The organism is Paraburkholderia caffeinilytica (assembly GCF_003368325.1).
Taxonomy (GTDB): Bacteria; Pseudomonadota; Gammaproteobacteria; order Burkholderiales; family Burkholderiaceae; genus Paraburkholderia; species Paraburkholderia caffeinilytica.
In genome coordinates this window covers 2,434,407-2,449,404 of the sequence record NZ_CP031466.1, presented here as the reverse complement: position 1 = coordinate 2,449,404, position 14,998 = coordinate 2,434,407, and the positions used below count along the sequence as shown (strand labels likewise).

16 protein-coding genes are annotated in these 14,998 nt (G+C 62.0%); 9 read left to right on the top strand and 7 right to left on the bottom strand.

The window, feature by feature from the left end; genetic code table 11:
- Positions 1 to 25: 25 nt before the first annotated feature.
- A complete protein-coding gene (locus DSC91_RS10925) occupies positions 26 to 1,186 on the top strand; it encodes a glycoside hydrolase family 53 protein (protein ID WP_115778139.1) in 1,161 nt (386 codons plus the stop codon).
- 50 nt (positions 1,187 to 1,236) lie between these two features.
- Here DSC91_RS10925 and DSC91_RS10920 read toward each other — a convergent pair whose 3' ends face one another.
- Entirely contained in the window at positions 1,237 to 1,566 is a 330-nt protein-coding gene (locus DSC91_RS10920; RefSeq protein WP_115778138.1) for a hypothetical protein, read from the bottom strand.
- Between the two features lie 500 nt (positions 1,567 to 2,066).
- Here DSC91_RS10920 and DSC91_RS10915 point away from each other — a divergent pair, with 500 nt between their 5' ends.
- The 5 genes from DSC91_RS10915 (at position 2,067) to DSC91_RS10895 (ending at position 5,972) form a co-directional block, all read left to right on the top strand.
- Positions 2,067 to 2,900 carry an ABC transporter substrate-binding protein gene (locus DSC91_RS10915; RefSeq protein ID WP_115778137.1) on the top strand — a complete coding sequence of 278 codons (834 nt, stop codon included), beginning with the start codon at positions 2,067 to 2,069 and terminating at the stop codon, positions 2,898 to 2,900.
- Between the two features lie 40 nt (positions 2,901 to 2,940).
- On the top strand, positions 2,941 to 3,657 hold the full coding sequence (locus tag DSC91_RS10910) for an amino acid ABC transporter permease (protein WP_115778136.1): 717 nt from the start codon (positions 2,941 to 2,943) through the stop codon (positions 3,655 to 3,657).
- Between the two features lie 22 nt (positions 3,658 to 3,679).
- Positions 3,680 to 4,330, top strand: a complete 651-nt coding sequence (locus tag DSC91_RS10905; RefSeq protein ID WP_115778135.1) for an amino acid ABC transporter permease — start codon at positions 3,680 to 3,682, stop codon at positions 4,328 to 4,330.
- Positions 4,327 to 5,085, top strand: coding sequence for an amino acid ABC transporter ATP-binding protein (locus DSC91_RS10900; RefSeq protein ID WP_115778134.1), 759 nt, complete (start codon positions 4,327 to 4,329; stop codon positions 5,083 to 5,085). The genes DSC91_RS10905 and DSC91_RS10900 overlap by 4 nt, the downstream gene beginning before the upstream one ends.
- 125 nt (positions 5,086 to 5,210) lie before the next feature.
- Complete coding sequence (locus DSC91_RS10895; protein WP_115778133.1) at positions 5,211 to 5,972, top strand: IclR family transcriptional regulator; 762 nt, start codon at positions 5,211 to 5,213, stop codon at positions 5,970 to 5,972.
- A gap of 79 nt (positions 5,973 to 6,051) precedes the next feature.
- On the opposite strand, the gene DSC91_RS10890 is transcribed toward DSC91_RS10895, so the two are convergent.
- From DSC91_RS10890 to DSC91_RS10875, 4 genes are all read right to left on the bottom strand, one after another.
- Positions 6,052 to 7,410, bottom strand: coding sequence for an MFS transporter (locus tag DSC91_RS10890; RefSeq protein WP_115778132.1), 1,359 nt, complete (start codon positions 7,408 to 7,410; stop codon positions 6,052 to 6,054).
- Between the two features lie 466 nt (positions 7,411 to 7,876).
- Positions 7,877 to 8,221 carry a cupin domain-containing protein gene (locus DSC91_RS10885; protein ID WP_115778131.1) on the bottom strand — a complete coding sequence of 115 codons (345 nt, stop codon included), beginning with the start codon at positions 8,219 to 8,221 and terminating at the stop codon, positions 7,877 to 7,879.
- 34 nt (positions 8,222 to 8,255) lie between these two features.
- Positions 8,256 to 9,251 (bottom strand): M14 family metallopeptidase, encoded by a 996-nt coding sequence (locus DSC91_RS10880; protein WP_115778130.1) that lies wholly within the window; start codon positions 9,249 to 9,251, stop codon positions 8,256 to 8,258.
- 45 nt (positions 9,252 to 9,296) lie between these two features.
- Positions 9,297 to 10,379, bottom strand: coding sequence for a tartrate dehydrogenase (locus DSC91_RS10875; RefSeq protein WP_115778129.1), 1,083 nt, complete (start codon positions 10,377 to 10,379; stop codon positions 9,297 to 9,299).
- 135 nt (positions 10,380 to 10,514) lie between these two features.
- On the opposite strand from DSC91_RS10875, the gene DSC91_RS10870 reads away from it, so the two are divergent.
- On the top strand, positions 10,515 to 11,456 hold the full coding sequence (locus tag DSC91_RS10870) for a LysR substrate-binding domain-containing protein (protein ID WP_115778128.1): 942 nt from the start codon (positions 10,515 to 10,517) through the stop codon (positions 11,454 to 11,456).
- Positions 11,457 to 11,512: 56 nt separating this feature from the next.
- Here the strand turns inward: DSC91_RS10870 and DSC91_RS10865 are convergent, their stop codons facing one another.
- Both DSC91_RS10865 and DSC91_RS10860 read right to left on the bottom strand, forming a co-directional pair.
- The gene (locus DSC91_RS10865; protein WP_115778127.1) at positions 11,513 to 12,226 is read right to left on the bottom strand and encodes a response regulator; all 714 of its coding nucleotides are present in this window, start codon (positions 12,224 to 12,226) and stop codon (positions 11,513 to 11,515) included.
- Complete coding sequence (locus tag DSC91_RS10860; RefSeq protein WP_115778126.1) at positions 12,223 to 13,893, bottom strand: ATP-binding protein; 1,671 nt, start codon at positions 13,891 to 13,893, stop codon at positions 12,223 to 12,225. The genes DSC91_RS10865 and DSC91_RS10860 overlap by 4 nt, the downstream gene beginning before the upstream one ends.
- A gap of 256 nt (positions 13,894 to 14,149) precedes the next feature.
- On the opposite strand from DSC91_RS10860, the gene DSC91_RS10855 reads away from it, so the two are divergent.
- Both DSC91_RS10855 and DSC91_RS10850 read left to right on the top strand, forming a co-directional pair.
- Positions 14,150 to 14,512: a DUF2866 domain-containing protein gene (locus tag DSC91_RS10855; protein WP_115778125.1), complete on the top strand. Its 363-nt coding sequence runs from the start codon at positions 14,150 to 14,152 to the stop codon at positions 14,510 to 14,512.
- Positions 14,513 to 14,635: 123 nt separating this feature from the next.
- Positions 14,636 to 14,974: a hypothetical protein gene (locus DSC91_RS10850; RefSeq protein ID WP_115778124.1), complete on the top strand. Its 339-nt coding sequence runs from the start codon at positions 14,636 to 14,638 to the stop codon at positions 14,972 to 14,974.
- The last annotated feature ends 24 nt before the right edge of the window (positions 14,975 to 14,998 follow it).

Sequence of the window (14,998 nt, the reverse complement as noted above, 5' to 3'; positions counted from 1 at the left end):
CCATTCAATCGATGGAGGGTGACAAATGAACAGAAGAGAAATGCTCGGATGGCTCGCGTCTGCTGGGGCCGCAGCGGGTGTTGGCGCAATGGTCGGCTCGCCGGCTGTTGCCGCTGAACTCGACCTGGCAGGCCGCGGCAACCGGTTTGCGAAAGGCGCCGATATATCGACGTTGCTGGAACTCGAGGCCAACGGCGCGAAGTTTTACGAGCACGGTGTGCCGCTCGACTGCCTCTTCATTCTGAAGAGTCACGGCGTCGACTCGATCCGCATCAAGGTGTGGAACGATCCTGGCAATCCGAACTTTTTTCCGGCCGACCAAAGCCCAGCAGCGGGTTACAACAATGCCGAACACGTACGTGTGCTGGCTCGCCGCGCCGCTGCGCTCGGCATGCGCGTGCTGATCGATTTCCACTACAGCGACTGGTGGGCCGATCCGGGCAAGCAGTATCCGCCTCACGACTGGGCGGGCAAGGATATCGTGCAAACCTGTGCGCTGCTGTCCGACTACACGTCGAAGGTCCTCACGATGCTCAAGCGCGACGGTGTGCATCCGGAGTGGGTTCAGGTCGGCAATGAAATCACCGGCGGCATGCTGTGGCCGCTCGGCAAGTACGATCAGTGGGACAATCTCGCGCAGTTGCTGAAGGCCGGGCACGATGCGGTCAAATCCGTCGATGAACGGATCAAGGTCATGCTGCACCTCGACAGCGGCGGCAACAATGCGACGAGCCGTTGGTGGTTCGACAGCGCCGTACAACGCGGCGTCACGTTCGATGTGATCGGCCTGTCCTACTACCCGCAGTGGCAGGGCTCGTTAAGCGACCTGCAGAACAATGCGAACGATATGGCGACGCGCTACGACAAGGATGTGATGGTCGTCGAGACTGCGTATCCGTGGACCACCAGCGACGGCGATTCGGAACCCAACTCGATGACCAATACCGGTTCCACGACCTTCCCGCAGACACCGGCCGGCCAGGCGCAGTTTATCGGCGCGGTGACGGACATCGTGAAGGCGATACCCGGCGGACACGGCAAGGGGGTGTTCTGGTGGGAGCCGGAATGGATCCCGACACCGAACGTAGGATGGAAAGTCGGCGCGGGCGATCAGTGGGACAACAACACGTTGTTTGATTTCCACGGGAACGCGTTGACGTCGCTGGATGCGTTTCGGAAGCGGTAGTCCTCGCTCCAACCGCTAGTGCGGCGCAATGGCCGTGCGGATAGCAGGCACTACTGCGTGGGTGCCTGCGATTTGTGCTGGTTCGCACAGTCCGACGTGAACGCCATGCTGGCCTGATCGGGCGTCATGTGGGGGGCGTTCGGGCTGTAGATCTTTTCGACGATGGCGGAGACGGCTTGCCGGTCGGATTCACCTTTGTAGTACCTGGCCGCCTGATCGAGTGCCTGCGCTTTCGTCTTCTTGTGCGCACGCCACGAGGCCACCTGTCCGGCAATATCGCCGATCGCAAAACACTGATCGCTGACGGTCTGTGCAACGGCCTCAACGGCCGGCTGGGCAAGGCACACCGCGAGCACGGCCGATACGACTACGCGTTTCATTGTCAAATCCTGTTGTTAGATGGGCGACGGTTCGGCTGAGACGGTATCCACCATCGCGGCAACCGGTCGAATCAAATAGCGGCGTAGTTTATCAACATCGCCCTGCGATCCGAGTGGCTCGAACAATTCCACTTTCCTCACGGCGCCGCGTGGCCTGTGTGGCCTGTGCGGCAGGTTTGATATTGAATCTGAAAGCGCGAATCGGAAAGGAGCGGCGACAGGCGGCTCTTGATCCGGTTGATCGTGCGGATTCCTTCAGCTTGCAAGACTCGAAGAACGATAAAACGCACACCGGGTGTACTGACGAATACCCCATTGCAACGATTTTTTTTCCATGAAACACTGCGTCTCATCTGCTGTGTCGGACACCATTCCGGTATATCAGACAGTTGAGCGTGAGCGCACGATCATTCCGATCTAACCCGTCGGAGCATGCTGCGTACGCCATGCCGATCGCTTTTTTCCCCGCACCGACTCCTTACTTCAGATCGGACCCGAAAATGAGATTTGTCAGAGAAAGCGCAAGATTTGCTTGTTTGTTCGCCGTGACCGGTCTGCTGGTGTTGGCCGGTTGCACAAAGATCGCCACGCCCGATCAGGGAGACTCGGCCAATTCGACGTTGAAGCAGGTTCTGCAACGCGGGACGCTGCGAGTAGGCGATTGTCTGACCTTCGCACCGTTCGGCTTTTACAACAAGGACGGCCAGCCCGATGGTTACGACGTCGACCTGGCGAAGGAACTGGCGAAGCAGATGGGCGTCAAGCTCGAGGTTGTGAATACGACAAGCGCCAATCGCATTCCGAACCTTCAGACCAGCAAGGTTGACGTGGTGTTCTGCAACTTCACCCGCAACCTCGAGCGCGCGAAGGAAATCGCGTTCACGAATCCGTACGTTGTGGCGAGCGAGGCGCTGCTCGTGAAGAAGAGCAGCGGCATCAAGTCCGTCCAGGACATGTCGAACCGTACGATTGCGACCGTCAAGGGTTCCACGAACGGCGACGAAGTGCGCTCGCTGAACATGCAGGTGAAGATTCAGGAATTCGACAGTTCGGAGGCTGCAATTCTCGCCGTCAAGCAGGGCCAGGCCGACGCGATGATCGAGGACAACAACTTCCTCGCCTATCAGGCATCGCTCGATCCGGATCTGACCGTGACCAACGAAGCGCTGGTTCCTCTCGAATACAACGCGTTTGGCGTGAAGGCGGGAGATCAGGTCTGGCTCGATTACCTGAACCTGTTCCTGTTTCAGGTCAACGCGTCGAAGATGAACGCGCAGCTCTACAAGAAGTGGTTCGGCGCCGACCCGCGCTTCCCGCTGAATCCACAGTATTGAATCCGCGCCCGCTCCATGCCGGTTGAGAGACGGAGGAACCATGAGCTATGAATGGCTGACCCTTGCGGGTTACTGGAATGATTTCGTTCACGCTGCCTGGCTGACACTCCAGATTACGCTGCTGGCTTTCGTCCTCGCGCTGCTGCTCGGCTTGCTGACGGCGCTCGCCAGCACATCGCGCGTTGGGTTGCTGCGTGCCATTGCGAGCGTCTATATCGAGGCGATCCGCAATACGCCAGTACTACTGCAGATATTCATCGTGTTCTTTGGCTTGCCGTCTCTCGGCATCACGCTCAACGCCTACACGGCGGGTGTCATTGCGTTAGGGGTGAACGTCGGCGCGTACCTGGCCGAGGTATTTCGCGCGGGCATCCAGTCCGTCTCGCGTGGTCAGCTGGAGGCGGCGTCGATCCTCGGCCTCTCGCGCTCGCAGATCTTTGTCGAGGTCGTTCTGCCGCAGGCCGCGCGCGCCGTCTATCCGGCGATCGTCAACAACCTGATCCAGTTGCTGCTCGGCACATCGCTTCTGTCGGCGATCGCGCTTCCGGAGCTGAGCGGAACAGCGACGGTGATCAACGCACGCACGCTGCTCTATATTCAGACCTTCACGATCACACTGATCGTCTATCTGGTGTTGAGCAACTTCCTGTCGTGGGTGGCGGACCAGGTCGGTGTGCGCATTTTTCATCCGCCGCTGGTCATGAAGAAACGCACGCGCCGGTCGTTCCTTATTGCGCGACAGGCCGATCGCACCTGAGTGCCCAAACCGGAGATCGAAGATGTCAAGCGAATTGCTGATGACGAGCCTCGCGATCCTGATTCAGGGTCTGCTGGCGACACTGCTTCTGTCCGCGGCGGCGATTGCCGGCGCAACGTTGATCGGCTTGCTGGCAGCCGTGTTGCGTTCATTCGGGCCCTGGGGTACGCCGCGCATTGCAAGACTCTATACCGAACTGTTTCGCGGCACGCCTGTGCTGATCACGCTGATGTTCATCTATTTCGGCGTGTCGTATTTCGGCTATGCGATCGATGTGTTCGCAGCGGGTGTGGTGGGCCTGAGCGTCTATCAAGGTGCCTACATCGCGGAGGTGTTCCGCTCCGGCATCGAGGCTGTTCCGAAAGGTCAGTGGGAAGTGTCGCAGATCCTCGGGCTCAGCAGGACGCAGGCTTTCTTTTCAGTGGTGCTGCCGCAGACCGGAAAGATCGTGATGCCCCCGCTCATCGGCCAGTATCTGTCGCTTATCAAGGACACGTCGATCGTCAGCATGATCGGCATGTCCGAATTGATGCATGGGGGGCAGGCCATCGTCGACCGGGTTGGGAAGCCGGTGGAAATCTATGGACTCGTTGCCGTGCTGTATTTCGTCGTGTGCTTTCCACTGTCGCAGTGGGTGCGCCACCATGATCGAAGAAGGAGCCTGTTGTCATGAGCGTTGCTACTACTACCCCGGCCAGACCCATCATCAATCTTGCCGGTGTCAGCAAGTCCTTTGGCGCCACGCAGGTGCTGAAGGAGATCAACCTCGATGTGCGGCCGGGCGAAGTGCTTGTGCTGATCGGGGCATCCGGTTCTGGGAAGAGTACGGTGCTGCGCATCATGAGTGGCCTGGAAACGGCCGATGCAGGCGAGGTCTGGGTCAACGATGTGCCGCTGCACGACGCGCGGCGAGCGCGAGAAATCCGCGGACACGTCGGCATGGTGTTTCAGCAATTCAACCTGTTCCCGCATAAGACCGCGCTTGGCAACGTAACGCTCGCGCTGATCAAGGCGCGCAAGATGAGCCCGGCGGATGCGCGCAAGCGGGCGATGGACGCGCTCGATCGTGTCGGTCTCGCCGATCGCGGCGAGCACTACCCGAGCCAGCTTTCAGGCGGCCAGCAGCAGCGCGTGGCGATCGCAAGAGCGCTGGCAGTCGAGCCAGGCATCATGTTTTTCGACGAGGCGACGTCCGCCCTCGACCCGGAACTCGTCGGCGAAGTAACCGAGGTCATGCGAGGCCTGGCGCGCGACGGGATGACGATGGTGGTCGTCACGCACGAGATGGGTTTCGCGCGCAAGACCGCCGATCGTGTCGTGTTCATGGATAAGGGAGTGATCGCGGAGCAAGGCGCTCCCGAGCAGATCTTCGTGAACCCGCAAAACGAACGTACGCGCCAGTTCCTGCATCGCGTGCTCGACCATTGATCGCGAAAACGAAAGAGTGCTTGTCGCAGCCGGGCCCGCGAATGGAGAAGAGACGCTCGTTACCCGCTAAACTCACGTCACACAAAAGATAAACCGCGAACCCTATTGTCGACGGAGTTGAAGGAATGTCTGCACCAGAATCATCGAGGGCCAGGGGAGTTGACCGCGTCATCGGAATTTTCAGGCAGTTGCATATCGCGCGGCGTCCAATGACGATGCGTGAATTGATTGAAGCAACCGGGGCGCCGCGCTCGAGCATCTATGAACTGGTCACCATTCTCGCGGAGGCGGGATGGCTCGAAACCGCGGCGGACGGCAGTGTGTTTTTTGGCCGCGAGATGCATTACTACGGCGCCGATTACGCCGTACACAACGATCTGATAAGCCGCGCGCACCAGGCAATCATCGCGCTGGTCAGGGACCACGATGAGACCGCGCAGTTGTGCATGCTCGAGGGTAACAAGTACACCGTGGTGCTGTCGGAGAACAGTTCGCGACCGTTCAATATCAGTTCCGATATCGGCGTGAAGGTGCCGATTCCGTGGACCGCGACAGGCCGCCTGTTGCTCGCACACCTGCGCGCGGACGAGATTCGCGCACTGATTCCAGACGAGGACTTCATTCTCGACAACGGCAGGCGTGTTGAATTCGAGAACTTTCTCCGCGATGTCGGGCGCGCGGCCGAACAGGGTTACTGTTGCACCGAAGGTCTTTCGCACACGTTTCGATACTGCATGGCCGCGCCCATCCATGACCGAACAGGGCTGGCAGTCGCCGCGCTTTGCTTTATGACGAGCCGCGATACGGCTCCGGAAAAGCGCACGACGATGCTGGAAGATCTCATCAGGTCCGCAAAGGCGTTGTCGCAGCCTTACGCGCGGCTGTAGTGAACGGGTCGATCGCAGCGCCGTACGTGTCGACCCTTCGGCTATCGGCGCTGGGAAGGCCTATCGTCGACGGCCCGACTCAATGCCCAAACGATTCCGCTTTCGCCCCAGCCTCCACCGCGACATGTGGCCGCGCCGCCTGCTTGATCAGCAAGGCCACGCACGAAATCAGACCCGCCGCCGCGACCATCGCGAAGATGCCGCCAAACGTAAAGTGGCGGCGCGTCAGTTCAGCCACGAGGAACGAGCCCGCGATCCCGCCGAAGCGGCCGATCCCCAGCATCCATGCCACGCCCGTGCCGCGACCTTGCGTCGGATAGAACGCGGCGGCCAGCGCCGGCATCGACGATTGCGCGGTATTCATCAGCACGCCCGCGACGAACACGATAAACACCAGCGCGCCGACATTGCCGACCGCCTGGCCGATGAAATACACGCTCACCGCGGTCAGCGCATAGCAGGCCGCGATGATGCGGTTCGCGTTGAAGCGGTCCATCAGCACGCCGCACAGCACGGCGCCCACGCCGCCGAGCGGGAACAGCGCGGAGATCAGCGTCGCGCGTTGCGGCGTGAGTCCGGCGTCCTTGAGCAGAATCGGCATCCAGTTGATCGACGCGTAGAAGATCACGAGGCCCATGAAGTAGGCGATCCACAGCATCACCGAGCCGATGATGTAGGAGCGCGACAGCACCACGGTCATGCCCTTGCCGCCGGTTTGCGGCGCGGTCTCGGTCATGACGAAGCTGTCGGCCTGCGCGGCTTCGCTCGAAATGCGCGCGAGCGCTGCACGAATCCGTTCGACCGGCTTGCTGTTGGCCACCATGTAGCGGACCGATTCCGGCATCTTCACCACCAGCACGATCAGCAGCAACAGCGGCGTAATGCCGCCGAGCAGCAGCACGCTGCGCCAGCCGAAGTGCGGGATCATCCATGCGGCGAGAAAGCCGCCGAAGGCCGCGCCCAGCGGGAAGCCGCAGAACATCAGATTGATCACGGTCGCGCGGCGGCGATCCGGGCAGTACTCGCCCATCATCGTCACGGCGTTCGGCATGGCCGCGCCGAGGCCGACGCCGGTGATGAAGCGCAGCACAGTCAGGTGTTCGATGCTGTCCGAAAACGCCGAAGCGAAGCAGGTCACGCCGAACAGCAGCACCGAGCCGAGCAGCATGGAGCGCCGCCCGAGCCGGTCGGACAGCGGCCCTGAGACGAGCGCGCCGCACGCGAGGCCGAACAGCGCCGCGCTGAGCACTGGCGCAAGCGCCGGCCGGGTAATGCCCCATTCGGCGATCAGCGACGGTGCAATGAAGCCGATCGCGGCGGTGTCAAAACCGTCCAGCAGGACGATGATGAAACACATGAAAAAGATGAGCCACTGGAACGGCGAGAAGGGGTGGTCGTTGATAAACGTTTGAACGTTCACAGCGTTGCTGCGGCTCATGATGGCCTCCTGACTGCACAATACTTAAAGGCTCGCCGTGACGAGCCTTCCTTTCTTTTACGATCGTACGCCGGTTGGAAGCGGAGCACGATGCCGACCGCCGGCAGCGCACAGAGGCCGGTACGCTTCGACAGTGTATGGCACTCGGACTGGTTGGCCTGCCTTGACCTGCAAGACGATACCGGTGCCCCGGGCGCCGATAATTTCATCCAAATTGTTCGCATAAAGAACCCAGATTCTCTATAAGAACACGCCGAACTGTAAGTAGTTTGACAACGAGGAGCAACGCGGGATTACCCGACCATGGCGCCGATACCCATCGAATGGGGCAGAGCGAAAGGACCGCGCGAATGGCTGCGGATGCCGCGGCGCAGGTTGCGCCGGGAGTGGGGTGGCGTGGAAATGTGGAAATGGGCGGAAGACGAGCGCCGGAAGGCGGCGCCCGGAGCAGTCTTTCAGGCCGTGCTCAGAAGATCACATACACCTTTCGCATGGTTTCCTCGACTTCCCAAAGCCCCTCTGTATTGGCTTCGAAAAAGAGCGTGTCGCCGCCTTCGAAATGAATGGTCTCTTCGTTGTCGGGCGTGAAGCGGCCGCGCCCCGCGAGGAAGTGCATCACCTCGGCCTGCTTGACCGAGCGGCGATACGTGCCCGCCGTGCATTCGAAAATACCGGTGTCGATGGCTTCGCTGCCCCTGATCACACGCTGCACGCCCGACACCTGAAGCGGCGGCGTGCCGGGCAGCCCTGCCGTGCCCCAGTCCTCGAGATTCTGCAGATTCACGCTTTGCTTGATGCTTTGAACCTTCATTTTCACGTTACCTTTTGAATGTGCATGAGCCGAATCACCGGCCGTTCGTGTTCGTGCTTGTGCTCGTCACGGTGTGTTCGATCTTGCCGAGCCGCACGACGGTGACGCCCGGACGCAACTGCCGCAGCGACGGCATCACGAGCATGCAGTTGTCGTAAGGCGTGGTCACGGCCTCGCCGTTCGACCAGCCGATGACCGCACCGGCGTCCGGAAAGATTTCCAGGCCGGTATAGGGCGCCGCGAAACGAAAATCCATGCTGGTCGCGACCACCGGCTGCGTGACGCGGACGATGTGCTGAGCGGGCGGCAGCGGCGCCAGCCAGCCTTCCGGCAGATCAGCTTCGTCGATTACGCCTGCCAGCAGCAGGAAGCGCGCCGTCGTGTCGCGGGCCACGGCTACCGCGCTCTGTTCCCAGTGTTGTCCGCATTCGATCAGCAACGCGTGTTTCGGGCTATCGGCCGTGCCGAAGCCTTCGTAATCGCGCATGCGGCGGCCTTCGGGATGGCCCTCGTCGCAGATCACCGTGGCAGGCGTGCCGAGACGCACCGCAAGGTCGATGCCCTTCTGCAGCGGTCCCGCCACGATCAGCGGCTTGCTTTTTTCATGCATCGAATGCAGATCGAGCAGTGCGTCGACCGTGTCGATCACCGGGCGCATCTCGCGTGCACGGGCCAATTCGCTCGACGTGCGCGACGTGTCGTCGAGCACCGCGGCGGTCCACACACGGTTGAAGTCCTGATCGACGAAGCGGGCGGCGTCGGGCTTGGCCGGGTCGAAGCGCCGATACGCTGCGACGTTCGCAAAGGCAAGCGTGAGGCGCCCACGACGCGGCCGCAACGCGCGGCGCAGCAGTTCGTCGACGACGATCGCCCCGCACACTTCATTGCCGTGCGTGAGCGCGTTGATCATCACGTGCGGTCCCGGCACGCCCGAGTCGAACGTATGAACGTAGGCGACGCCGGACGGCGATTGCTCGTGAATCGAAATATCGGGGAACTCGACCTCGATGGGATAGGCTTCCATGCTCATTCGAACGTGTCCTCGCAGAGGGTTGGGGTCGGCAGATCGACAGGCTCAGCCGAGTTTGGCCGCGATGGCCTGGCCGACTTCGGTGGTGTTCGCCTTGCCGCCGAGGTCGCCGGTATGCGGACCTTCGATCAGTGTCGCTTCGATCGCGGCGAGGATCGCGTCATGCGCCTCGCGTTCCTTGCCTTCGTGATTGCCGAGGAAGTCGAGCATCATGGCGGCCGACCAGATCATCGCAATCGGATTGGCGATGTTCTTGCCGGCGATGTCGGGCGCCGAGCCGTGCACCGGTTCGAACAGCGAGGGAAACTTGCGGTCCGGATTCAGATTGCCCGAGGGCGCGAGGCCGATGGTGCCTGTGCAGGCAGGACCGAGATCGGAGAGGATGTCGCCGAACAGATTGGTCGCGACCACCACGTCGAAGCGATCCGGGTTCAGCACGAAGCGCGCGCAGAGAATGTCGATGTGCTGCTTGTCCCACGTCACATCCGGATACTGCGCCGCGATGCCGGCCGCGCATTTGTCCCACCACGGCATGCTGATCGCGATGCCGTTGCTCTTCGTGGCCACGGTGATCTTCTTGCGTTCGCGCCGCTGCGCGAGATCGAATGCGAACTTCAGCACGCGCTCGCTGCCGTGCCGCGTGAACACGGATTCCTGCAGCACGAATTCACGCTCGGTGCCTTCGAACATCACGCCGCCCACCGACGAATACTCGCCCTCGGTGTTTTCGCGCACGATCCAGAAATCGATGTCGCCCGCCTTGCGGCCCGCGAGCGGCGAAGGCACACCCGCGAAAAGCCGGGCCGGGCGCAGATTGATGTACTGGTCGAATTCGCGCCGGAACTTCAGCAGCGAGCCCCACAGCGAGATATGGTCGGGCACCGTGTCGGGCCAGCCGACCGCGCCGAACAGAATCGCGTCGGCGGATTGCAGTTGGGTTTTCCAGTCGTCCGGCATCATCTTGCCGTGCTTCGCGTAGTAATCGCAGCTCGCCCACTCGATGTGCTGATACTCGAGTTCGATGCCGAAGCGTTTTTTCACGGTGTCCAGCACGCGAATGGCTTCCGGCATCACTTCGACGCCAATGCCGTCGCCGGGTATGACCGCAATGCGATAGGTCTTCGACATGTTCCTGCTCCTCCGTTGGGATTTTCGACGTTTCGATAGCGGTTATTTTATTCCTGCTGTTTGAGCTTAAAATAGTCGCTTTAGTTAAGCCACTGTGCACGAATCGTGTACAAACTCACCACGATCGAGCGACCCATGAACGCCGTCCCATCACCCGATCTAGGCGATTTGCGCGTGTTTTGCGAAGTGGCGCGCAAATCGAGTTTCAGCGCGGCGGCGGAGGCGCTGTCGGTGTCCGCGGCGTACGTCAGCAAACGTATCAACGTGCTCGAGACTACGCTCGGTACGCGGTTGTTGCATCGTTCCACGCGGCGCGTCGCGATAACGGAGGCCGGCGAACGCGTCTACACGTGGGCCGAAAAGATTCTCGACGACGTCGAGCAACTGGTGGAAGACGTCTCCACCACGCGCCGCATTCCCGGCGGCAAGCTGCGTATTTCCAGCAGCTTCGGCTTTGGCCGCCGTTTCGTCGCGCCCGCGCTGGCCCGCTTCTCCGAGCGGTATCCGCAACTGAGCGTGCGGCTCGATCTGTTCGACCGTCTCGTGGACGTGGGCGGCGAAGGCTTCGACCTCGATATCCGCATCGGCGACGAAATCGCGCCGCATCTGATTGCCAAACGGCTCGCGTCGAATCATCGGGTGCTGTGCGCGTCGCCGGAATACCTCGCGCGGCACGGCGCGCCGCGGCAACTCGCGGACCTGTCGTCGCACGCCTGTCTGGCGATCAAGGAGCGCGACCATCCATTCGGCCTCTGGCGTTTGACGGTGCGGGGCGAGGCGGCGTCGATCAAGGTTACCGGACCGCTCTCGACCAATCACGGCGAGGTGGCCGTGCAATGGGCCCTGGCCGGGCGCGGAATCGTGCTGCGCTCGATGTGGGATGTGCGGCCGTTGCTCGACAGCGGCCAGTTGCAGCAGGTCTTGCCGGATGTCACGCAACCCGCGAACCTGTGGGCGGTGTATCCGGCGCGGCTGGCTCAGTCGGCGAAAGTGCGGGTGTGCGTCGACTTTCTGAGCGAGGAGTTCGCGCAATGGAGTCCGCCGCCTGACACAGCGGCGACGGGGCAGGCGAGCTGAATTCGAAAACGGCTGGCGCGCGGAAGGAACGGCATGGCGGCGTCCGATCCCGTCGATCAGATTTCCAGACGGTAGCCCACGCCGTACACGGACGCGATAGGCTCGCTGTCCGGCCGCGCGCCCTGCAGTTTGCGGCGCAGGTTCTTGATATGGCTGTCGATGGTGCGGTCGGTGACCACCCGGTGATCCGCGTACAGATGACTCAGCAGGTAGTCGCGGGAGAAGATGCGTCCCGGCGATTTCATCAGCAGCGCGAGGAGCCGCAATTCAAGCGGTGTGAGCTTGAGCTCCTTGCCGTCGAGCAAGGCATGATGAAACTGCTCGTCGACCTGGAGACCTTGTGGACTCTGTTGCCCCTGTTGCCCCGGCAAGCCGTCCGCCGCCGCGGCGGCCGGCATGGCACGGCGCAGGATCGCCTTGACGCGCGCCACCACTTCGCGCGGACTGAACGGTTTGCAGACGTAGTCGTCGGCGCCGATCTCGAGACCCAGCAGACGGTCGATTTCGTCGATGCGCGCGGTCAGGATAATCACGGGCAATGCCGAAAATTGCCTTAGCTCGCGGCAGATGTCCATGCCGCTGCGCCCGGGCAGCATGAGGTCGAGCAGCATCAGCGACGGCGGCGTCGAGCGAAGGAAGGGCATGACTTGATGGCCGTCGTCGAGAATCGTGGTGGCGAAGCCCTCGAGCTGCAGATACGCTTCGAGCACGGCGGCAAGCTTGGGTTCATCCTCGACGATCAGGATGTGCGAAGGGCGCCCTTCGGTCATGATGTCAGGTCTCCTTCCGGTGGAAAGCGGGCAGTGATCCAGACCCCGCCGAGGGGCGAGGCCTTGGCGCCGATCGTGCCGCCATGCGCCGTCACAATGGCGTGGCACAGCGAGAGGCCGAGGCCCGCACCGCCGTTCTGGCGGCTGCGCGATTCATCCACGCGGTAGAAGCGGTCGAACAGATGCTCGAGCGCGGCCTCGGGCACGCCGGGCAGCGAGTCCTGCACGTCGAGTTGCCAGCCGCTCGCGCTCCGCGAAAGCGACACGCGCACGTGGCCGTCCGGATCGGTATAACGCAATGAATTCTGCAGCAGGTTTTTCAGCAGTTGCACGAAACGCGCGGGATCGACCGCGAAAGTCGTGTCGGCCATGTCCTGCATGCAGGTCAGGTCGAGCTCGATTCGTTTCGCCTTGAACGACTCCCGCATGGCCTCGATCGAGGCGCGCGCCAGTTGCCCGACGTGGGTCGGCGTCTTGCGATAGCTGAGCGCGCCGACATCGCTCAGAGAAAGCTCGTATAGATCTTCGATGAGCTTGTTGAGCATGTTCACTTCGGCTTGCAGCGAAGTGAGCGAGTCGCGGTTGAACACGTGCACGCCGTCTTCGATGGCTTCCAGTTCGCCGCGCAGCACGGCGAGCGGCGTGCGCAGCTCGTGTGAAATATCCGCGATGAAATTGCGCCGGGAGCGCTCGGTTTTTTGCAGCGAATCGGCCAATACGTTGAAGTCGCCCGCAAGCCGGCCGAGCTCGTCGCGTCTGCCGGCCGGCACCCGGGTCGTGTAGTCGCCGCCGGCCAGGCGGTGGGTCGCATTCATCAAGCGCTTGACCGGCGCGAGCACGATGCGCGCAAGGCCCAGCGCGACTAGCGCCGCGAGCACGATAGCCACGCCCGCGATCTCCCAGGTGGCACGCTTCTGCTGGGCCTGGAACGCGATGTCGGCGGCGTCCGAAAGGGTGTCGGGCCCGTTCACGGCCAGCCAGCCCACGACCTTGCCGGCGTACACAACGGGTCTCATCGTGCTGCCGGGCGGCGGCGGCTGGCCGGTGCTCGCCACGAGTTCGTGGCCGGCATCGTAGAGGGTGACGGGCGGCCCTTCGGGCGGCGTGTCGCGGTTCACGCCTTCACGCGACGGCGGCGAGGCGGGAGACGAAGCCAAAGGCGCTAAAGGAGGCGGCCGGTCATAGCGGCTGTCGCCGCTCGCGACACCGCTTGCCGACACACGGTCGCGCTCCATCGCCATGTCGGGACCGGACGGCGGAGCCGGCGGCAGGCGCATGCCCCAGTGCGGTCCTTCGGACGGACCGGAGAGCGGCCCAAGCAGTTGCTGAACGCTGCCGCTCCCGGGAAAGGTTCTCCAGCCCGGCAGCTTGCCCAGCTGCGCCGTGGCGAGTTCTTCGCGCAGGGCGTCGTGTGCGGCGCCGTCCAGCAGCGCGACCCATGCTTCGGGATGCTCCCGCAGGAAATTCCAGTTGCCGTGAGCGGCGTATTCGCTCGTCACCTTCGCCATGACGGCTTTGATGCGCCCGGCGTTGCGCTCCCGAACGTAGTGCAGGAAACCGTTTTCGAAGCTCACGCGCAAGGCGTAACCCATCGTCAAGGAAATCGCCAGGCAAGCGACGAGTACCGCGAGAAACATTTTCCAGGTAATGCCAAAGCGCACCGTCATTCGCTGCTGCCGCGCGCGAGAGAGAAGGGTCCAGAAAGGGCGGCTCGGACGAATTCGGATAGTTTCACTTTGCATGGCTGAATTCTAGATGAATGCGGCGTCCATCCGCAGTAACCGGCGAATCTCCACAACTTCTCCATCCTTTCTTCGTTGTGTCTGCGTGTTGTCTGGCTATGATGGTGTGGCACTTTTACAGTGGCCTTGGCCTGATAGCGAGGCTAAGGCCGGTGGTCAGATCCGTCAGTGGAGCAATCCCATGCAAGTCTCCTCATCTGTGAACCGTGCCGAGTCGCGCGGTTTCCGGCCCGGCCGAAAGACAGCTGCCGCGGCCGCAACCCGCGGCGCGGCTGAAAACGGCGTTCGTACGCCACTGGCAACGGACGTCGTGAAGATACGCGGCTGCCGCGTGTCCGCACCGCTCATGCAGCCGTGGGGCGAGTGCTGCCGGATCGTCGAATGGATCAACCGCAACGGTGAGTACTCGTGCATTGCCGTGCGAGGCGCGGCGACCGTGGCCGAAATCAGGGAGCGCGTGCGCGTGCATCGCAACGGCCAGCGCCACACCATGGCGGACGACGCCACGACGCCTGCGGGCCGGGTGCGGTTGCGGCGCGGCTGAGCGCTGCGGAACTTCGTTTCCGCAAGCCGGCCCGGTTGCCCGGAAATGGCGTGTAATTGAATCGAAAAAACTTCGGTATCCTATGTCTGTCTGACTTGCAGGATCAACTTTGAACATTTCCTTATGCGCATTCTCATCGTCGTCCTGGTCGTGGCATCGATCTGTTGTCCTTCGATCCGCCATGGTTTGGGCCAGGAGAGCGTCAGTGTTTTTGCACCCGGCAAACACAGCATTCCTGCGGGTGTCGCCGACGATCTGAACGGGTGCATCTCACGGGCGCACTATGCGTCGGGATTCAGGCCAATCGTTCCGGCGGATTTCCACTACGGGTTCGGTGGCCTGCTGGCGGCGACCAGTGACCTGTATTCCAATTATGTCGACGATATGGACATCGTCGACGTGATCGACGCGGCGATGACGTTGCCTATCATGCAGCTCGCAATAGAAGAAGGTCGGGAGTAGCCCGGCATGGCGGCAAGCACGCAA

Excerpts from the sequence above, each read along its gene's own strand:
- DSC91_RS10925 (WP_115778139.1), top strand. The coding sequence starts at position 26 with ATGAACAGAAGAGAAATGCTCGGATGGCTCGCGTCTGCTGGGGCCGCA.
- DSC91_RS10860 (WP_115778126.1), bottom strand. The coding sequence starts at position 13,893 with ATGACGGTGCGCTTTGGCATTACCTGGAAAATGTTTCTCGCGGTACTC.
- DSC91_RS10855 (WP_115778125.1), top strand. The coding sequence starts at position 14,150 with ATGCAAGTCTCCTCATCTGTGAACCGTGCCGAGTCGCGCGGTTTCCGG.
- DSC91_RS10895 (WP_115778133.1), top strand. The coding sequence starts at position 5,211 with ATGTCTGCACCAGAATCATCGAGGGCCAGGGGAGTTGACCGCGTCATC.
- DSC91_RS10875 (WP_115778129.1), bottom strand. The coding sequence starts at position 10,379 with ATGTCGAAGACCTATCGCATTGCGGTCATACCCGGCGACGGCATTGGC.
- DSC91_RS10850 (WP_115778124.1), top strand. The coding sequence starts at position 14,636 with ATGCGCATTCTCATCGTCGTCCTGGTCGTGGCATCGATCTGTTGTCCT.
- DSC91_RS10885 (WP_115778131.1), bottom strand. The coding sequence starts at position 8,221 with ATGAAGGTTCAAAGCATCAAGCAAAGCGTGAATCTGCAGAATCTCGAG.
- DSC91_RS10870 (WP_115778128.1), top strand. The coding sequence starts at position 10,515 with ATGAACGCCGTCCCATCACCCGATCTAGGCGATTTGCGCGTGTTTTGC.
- DSC91_RS10905 (WP_115778135.1), top strand. The coding sequence starts at position 3,680 with ATGTCAAGCGAATTGCTGATGACGAGCCTCGCGATCCTGATTCAGGGT.
- DSC91_RS10880 (WP_115778130.1), bottom strand. The coding sequence starts at position 9,251 with ATGAGCATGGAAGCCTATCCCATCGAGGTCGAGTTCCCCGATATTTCG.
- DSC91_RS10920 (WP_115778138.1), bottom strand. The coding sequence starts at position 1,566 with ATGAAACGCGTAGTCGTATCGGCCGTGCTCGCGGTGTGCCTTGCCCAG.
- DSC91_RS10915 (WP_115778137.1), top strand. The coding sequence starts at position 2,067 with ATGAGATTTGTCAGAGAAAGCGCAAGATTTGCTTGTTTGTTCGCCGTG.
- DSC91_RS10890 (WP_115778132.1), bottom strand. The coding sequence starts at position 7,410 with ATGAGCCGCAGCAACGCTGTGAACGTTCAAACGTTTATCAACGACCAC.
- DSC91_RS10865 (WP_115778127.1), bottom strand. The coding sequence starts at position 12,226 with ATGACCGAAGGGCGCCCTTCGCACATCCTGATCGTCGAGGATGAACCC.
- DSC91_RS10910 (WP_115778136.1), top strand. The coding sequence starts at position 2,941 with ATGAGCTATGAATGGCTGACCCTTGCGGGTTACTGGAATGATTTCGTT.
- DSC91_RS10900 (WP_115778134.1), top strand. The coding sequence starts at position 4,327 with ATGAGCGTTGCTACTACTACCCCGGCCAGACCCATCATCAATCTTGCC.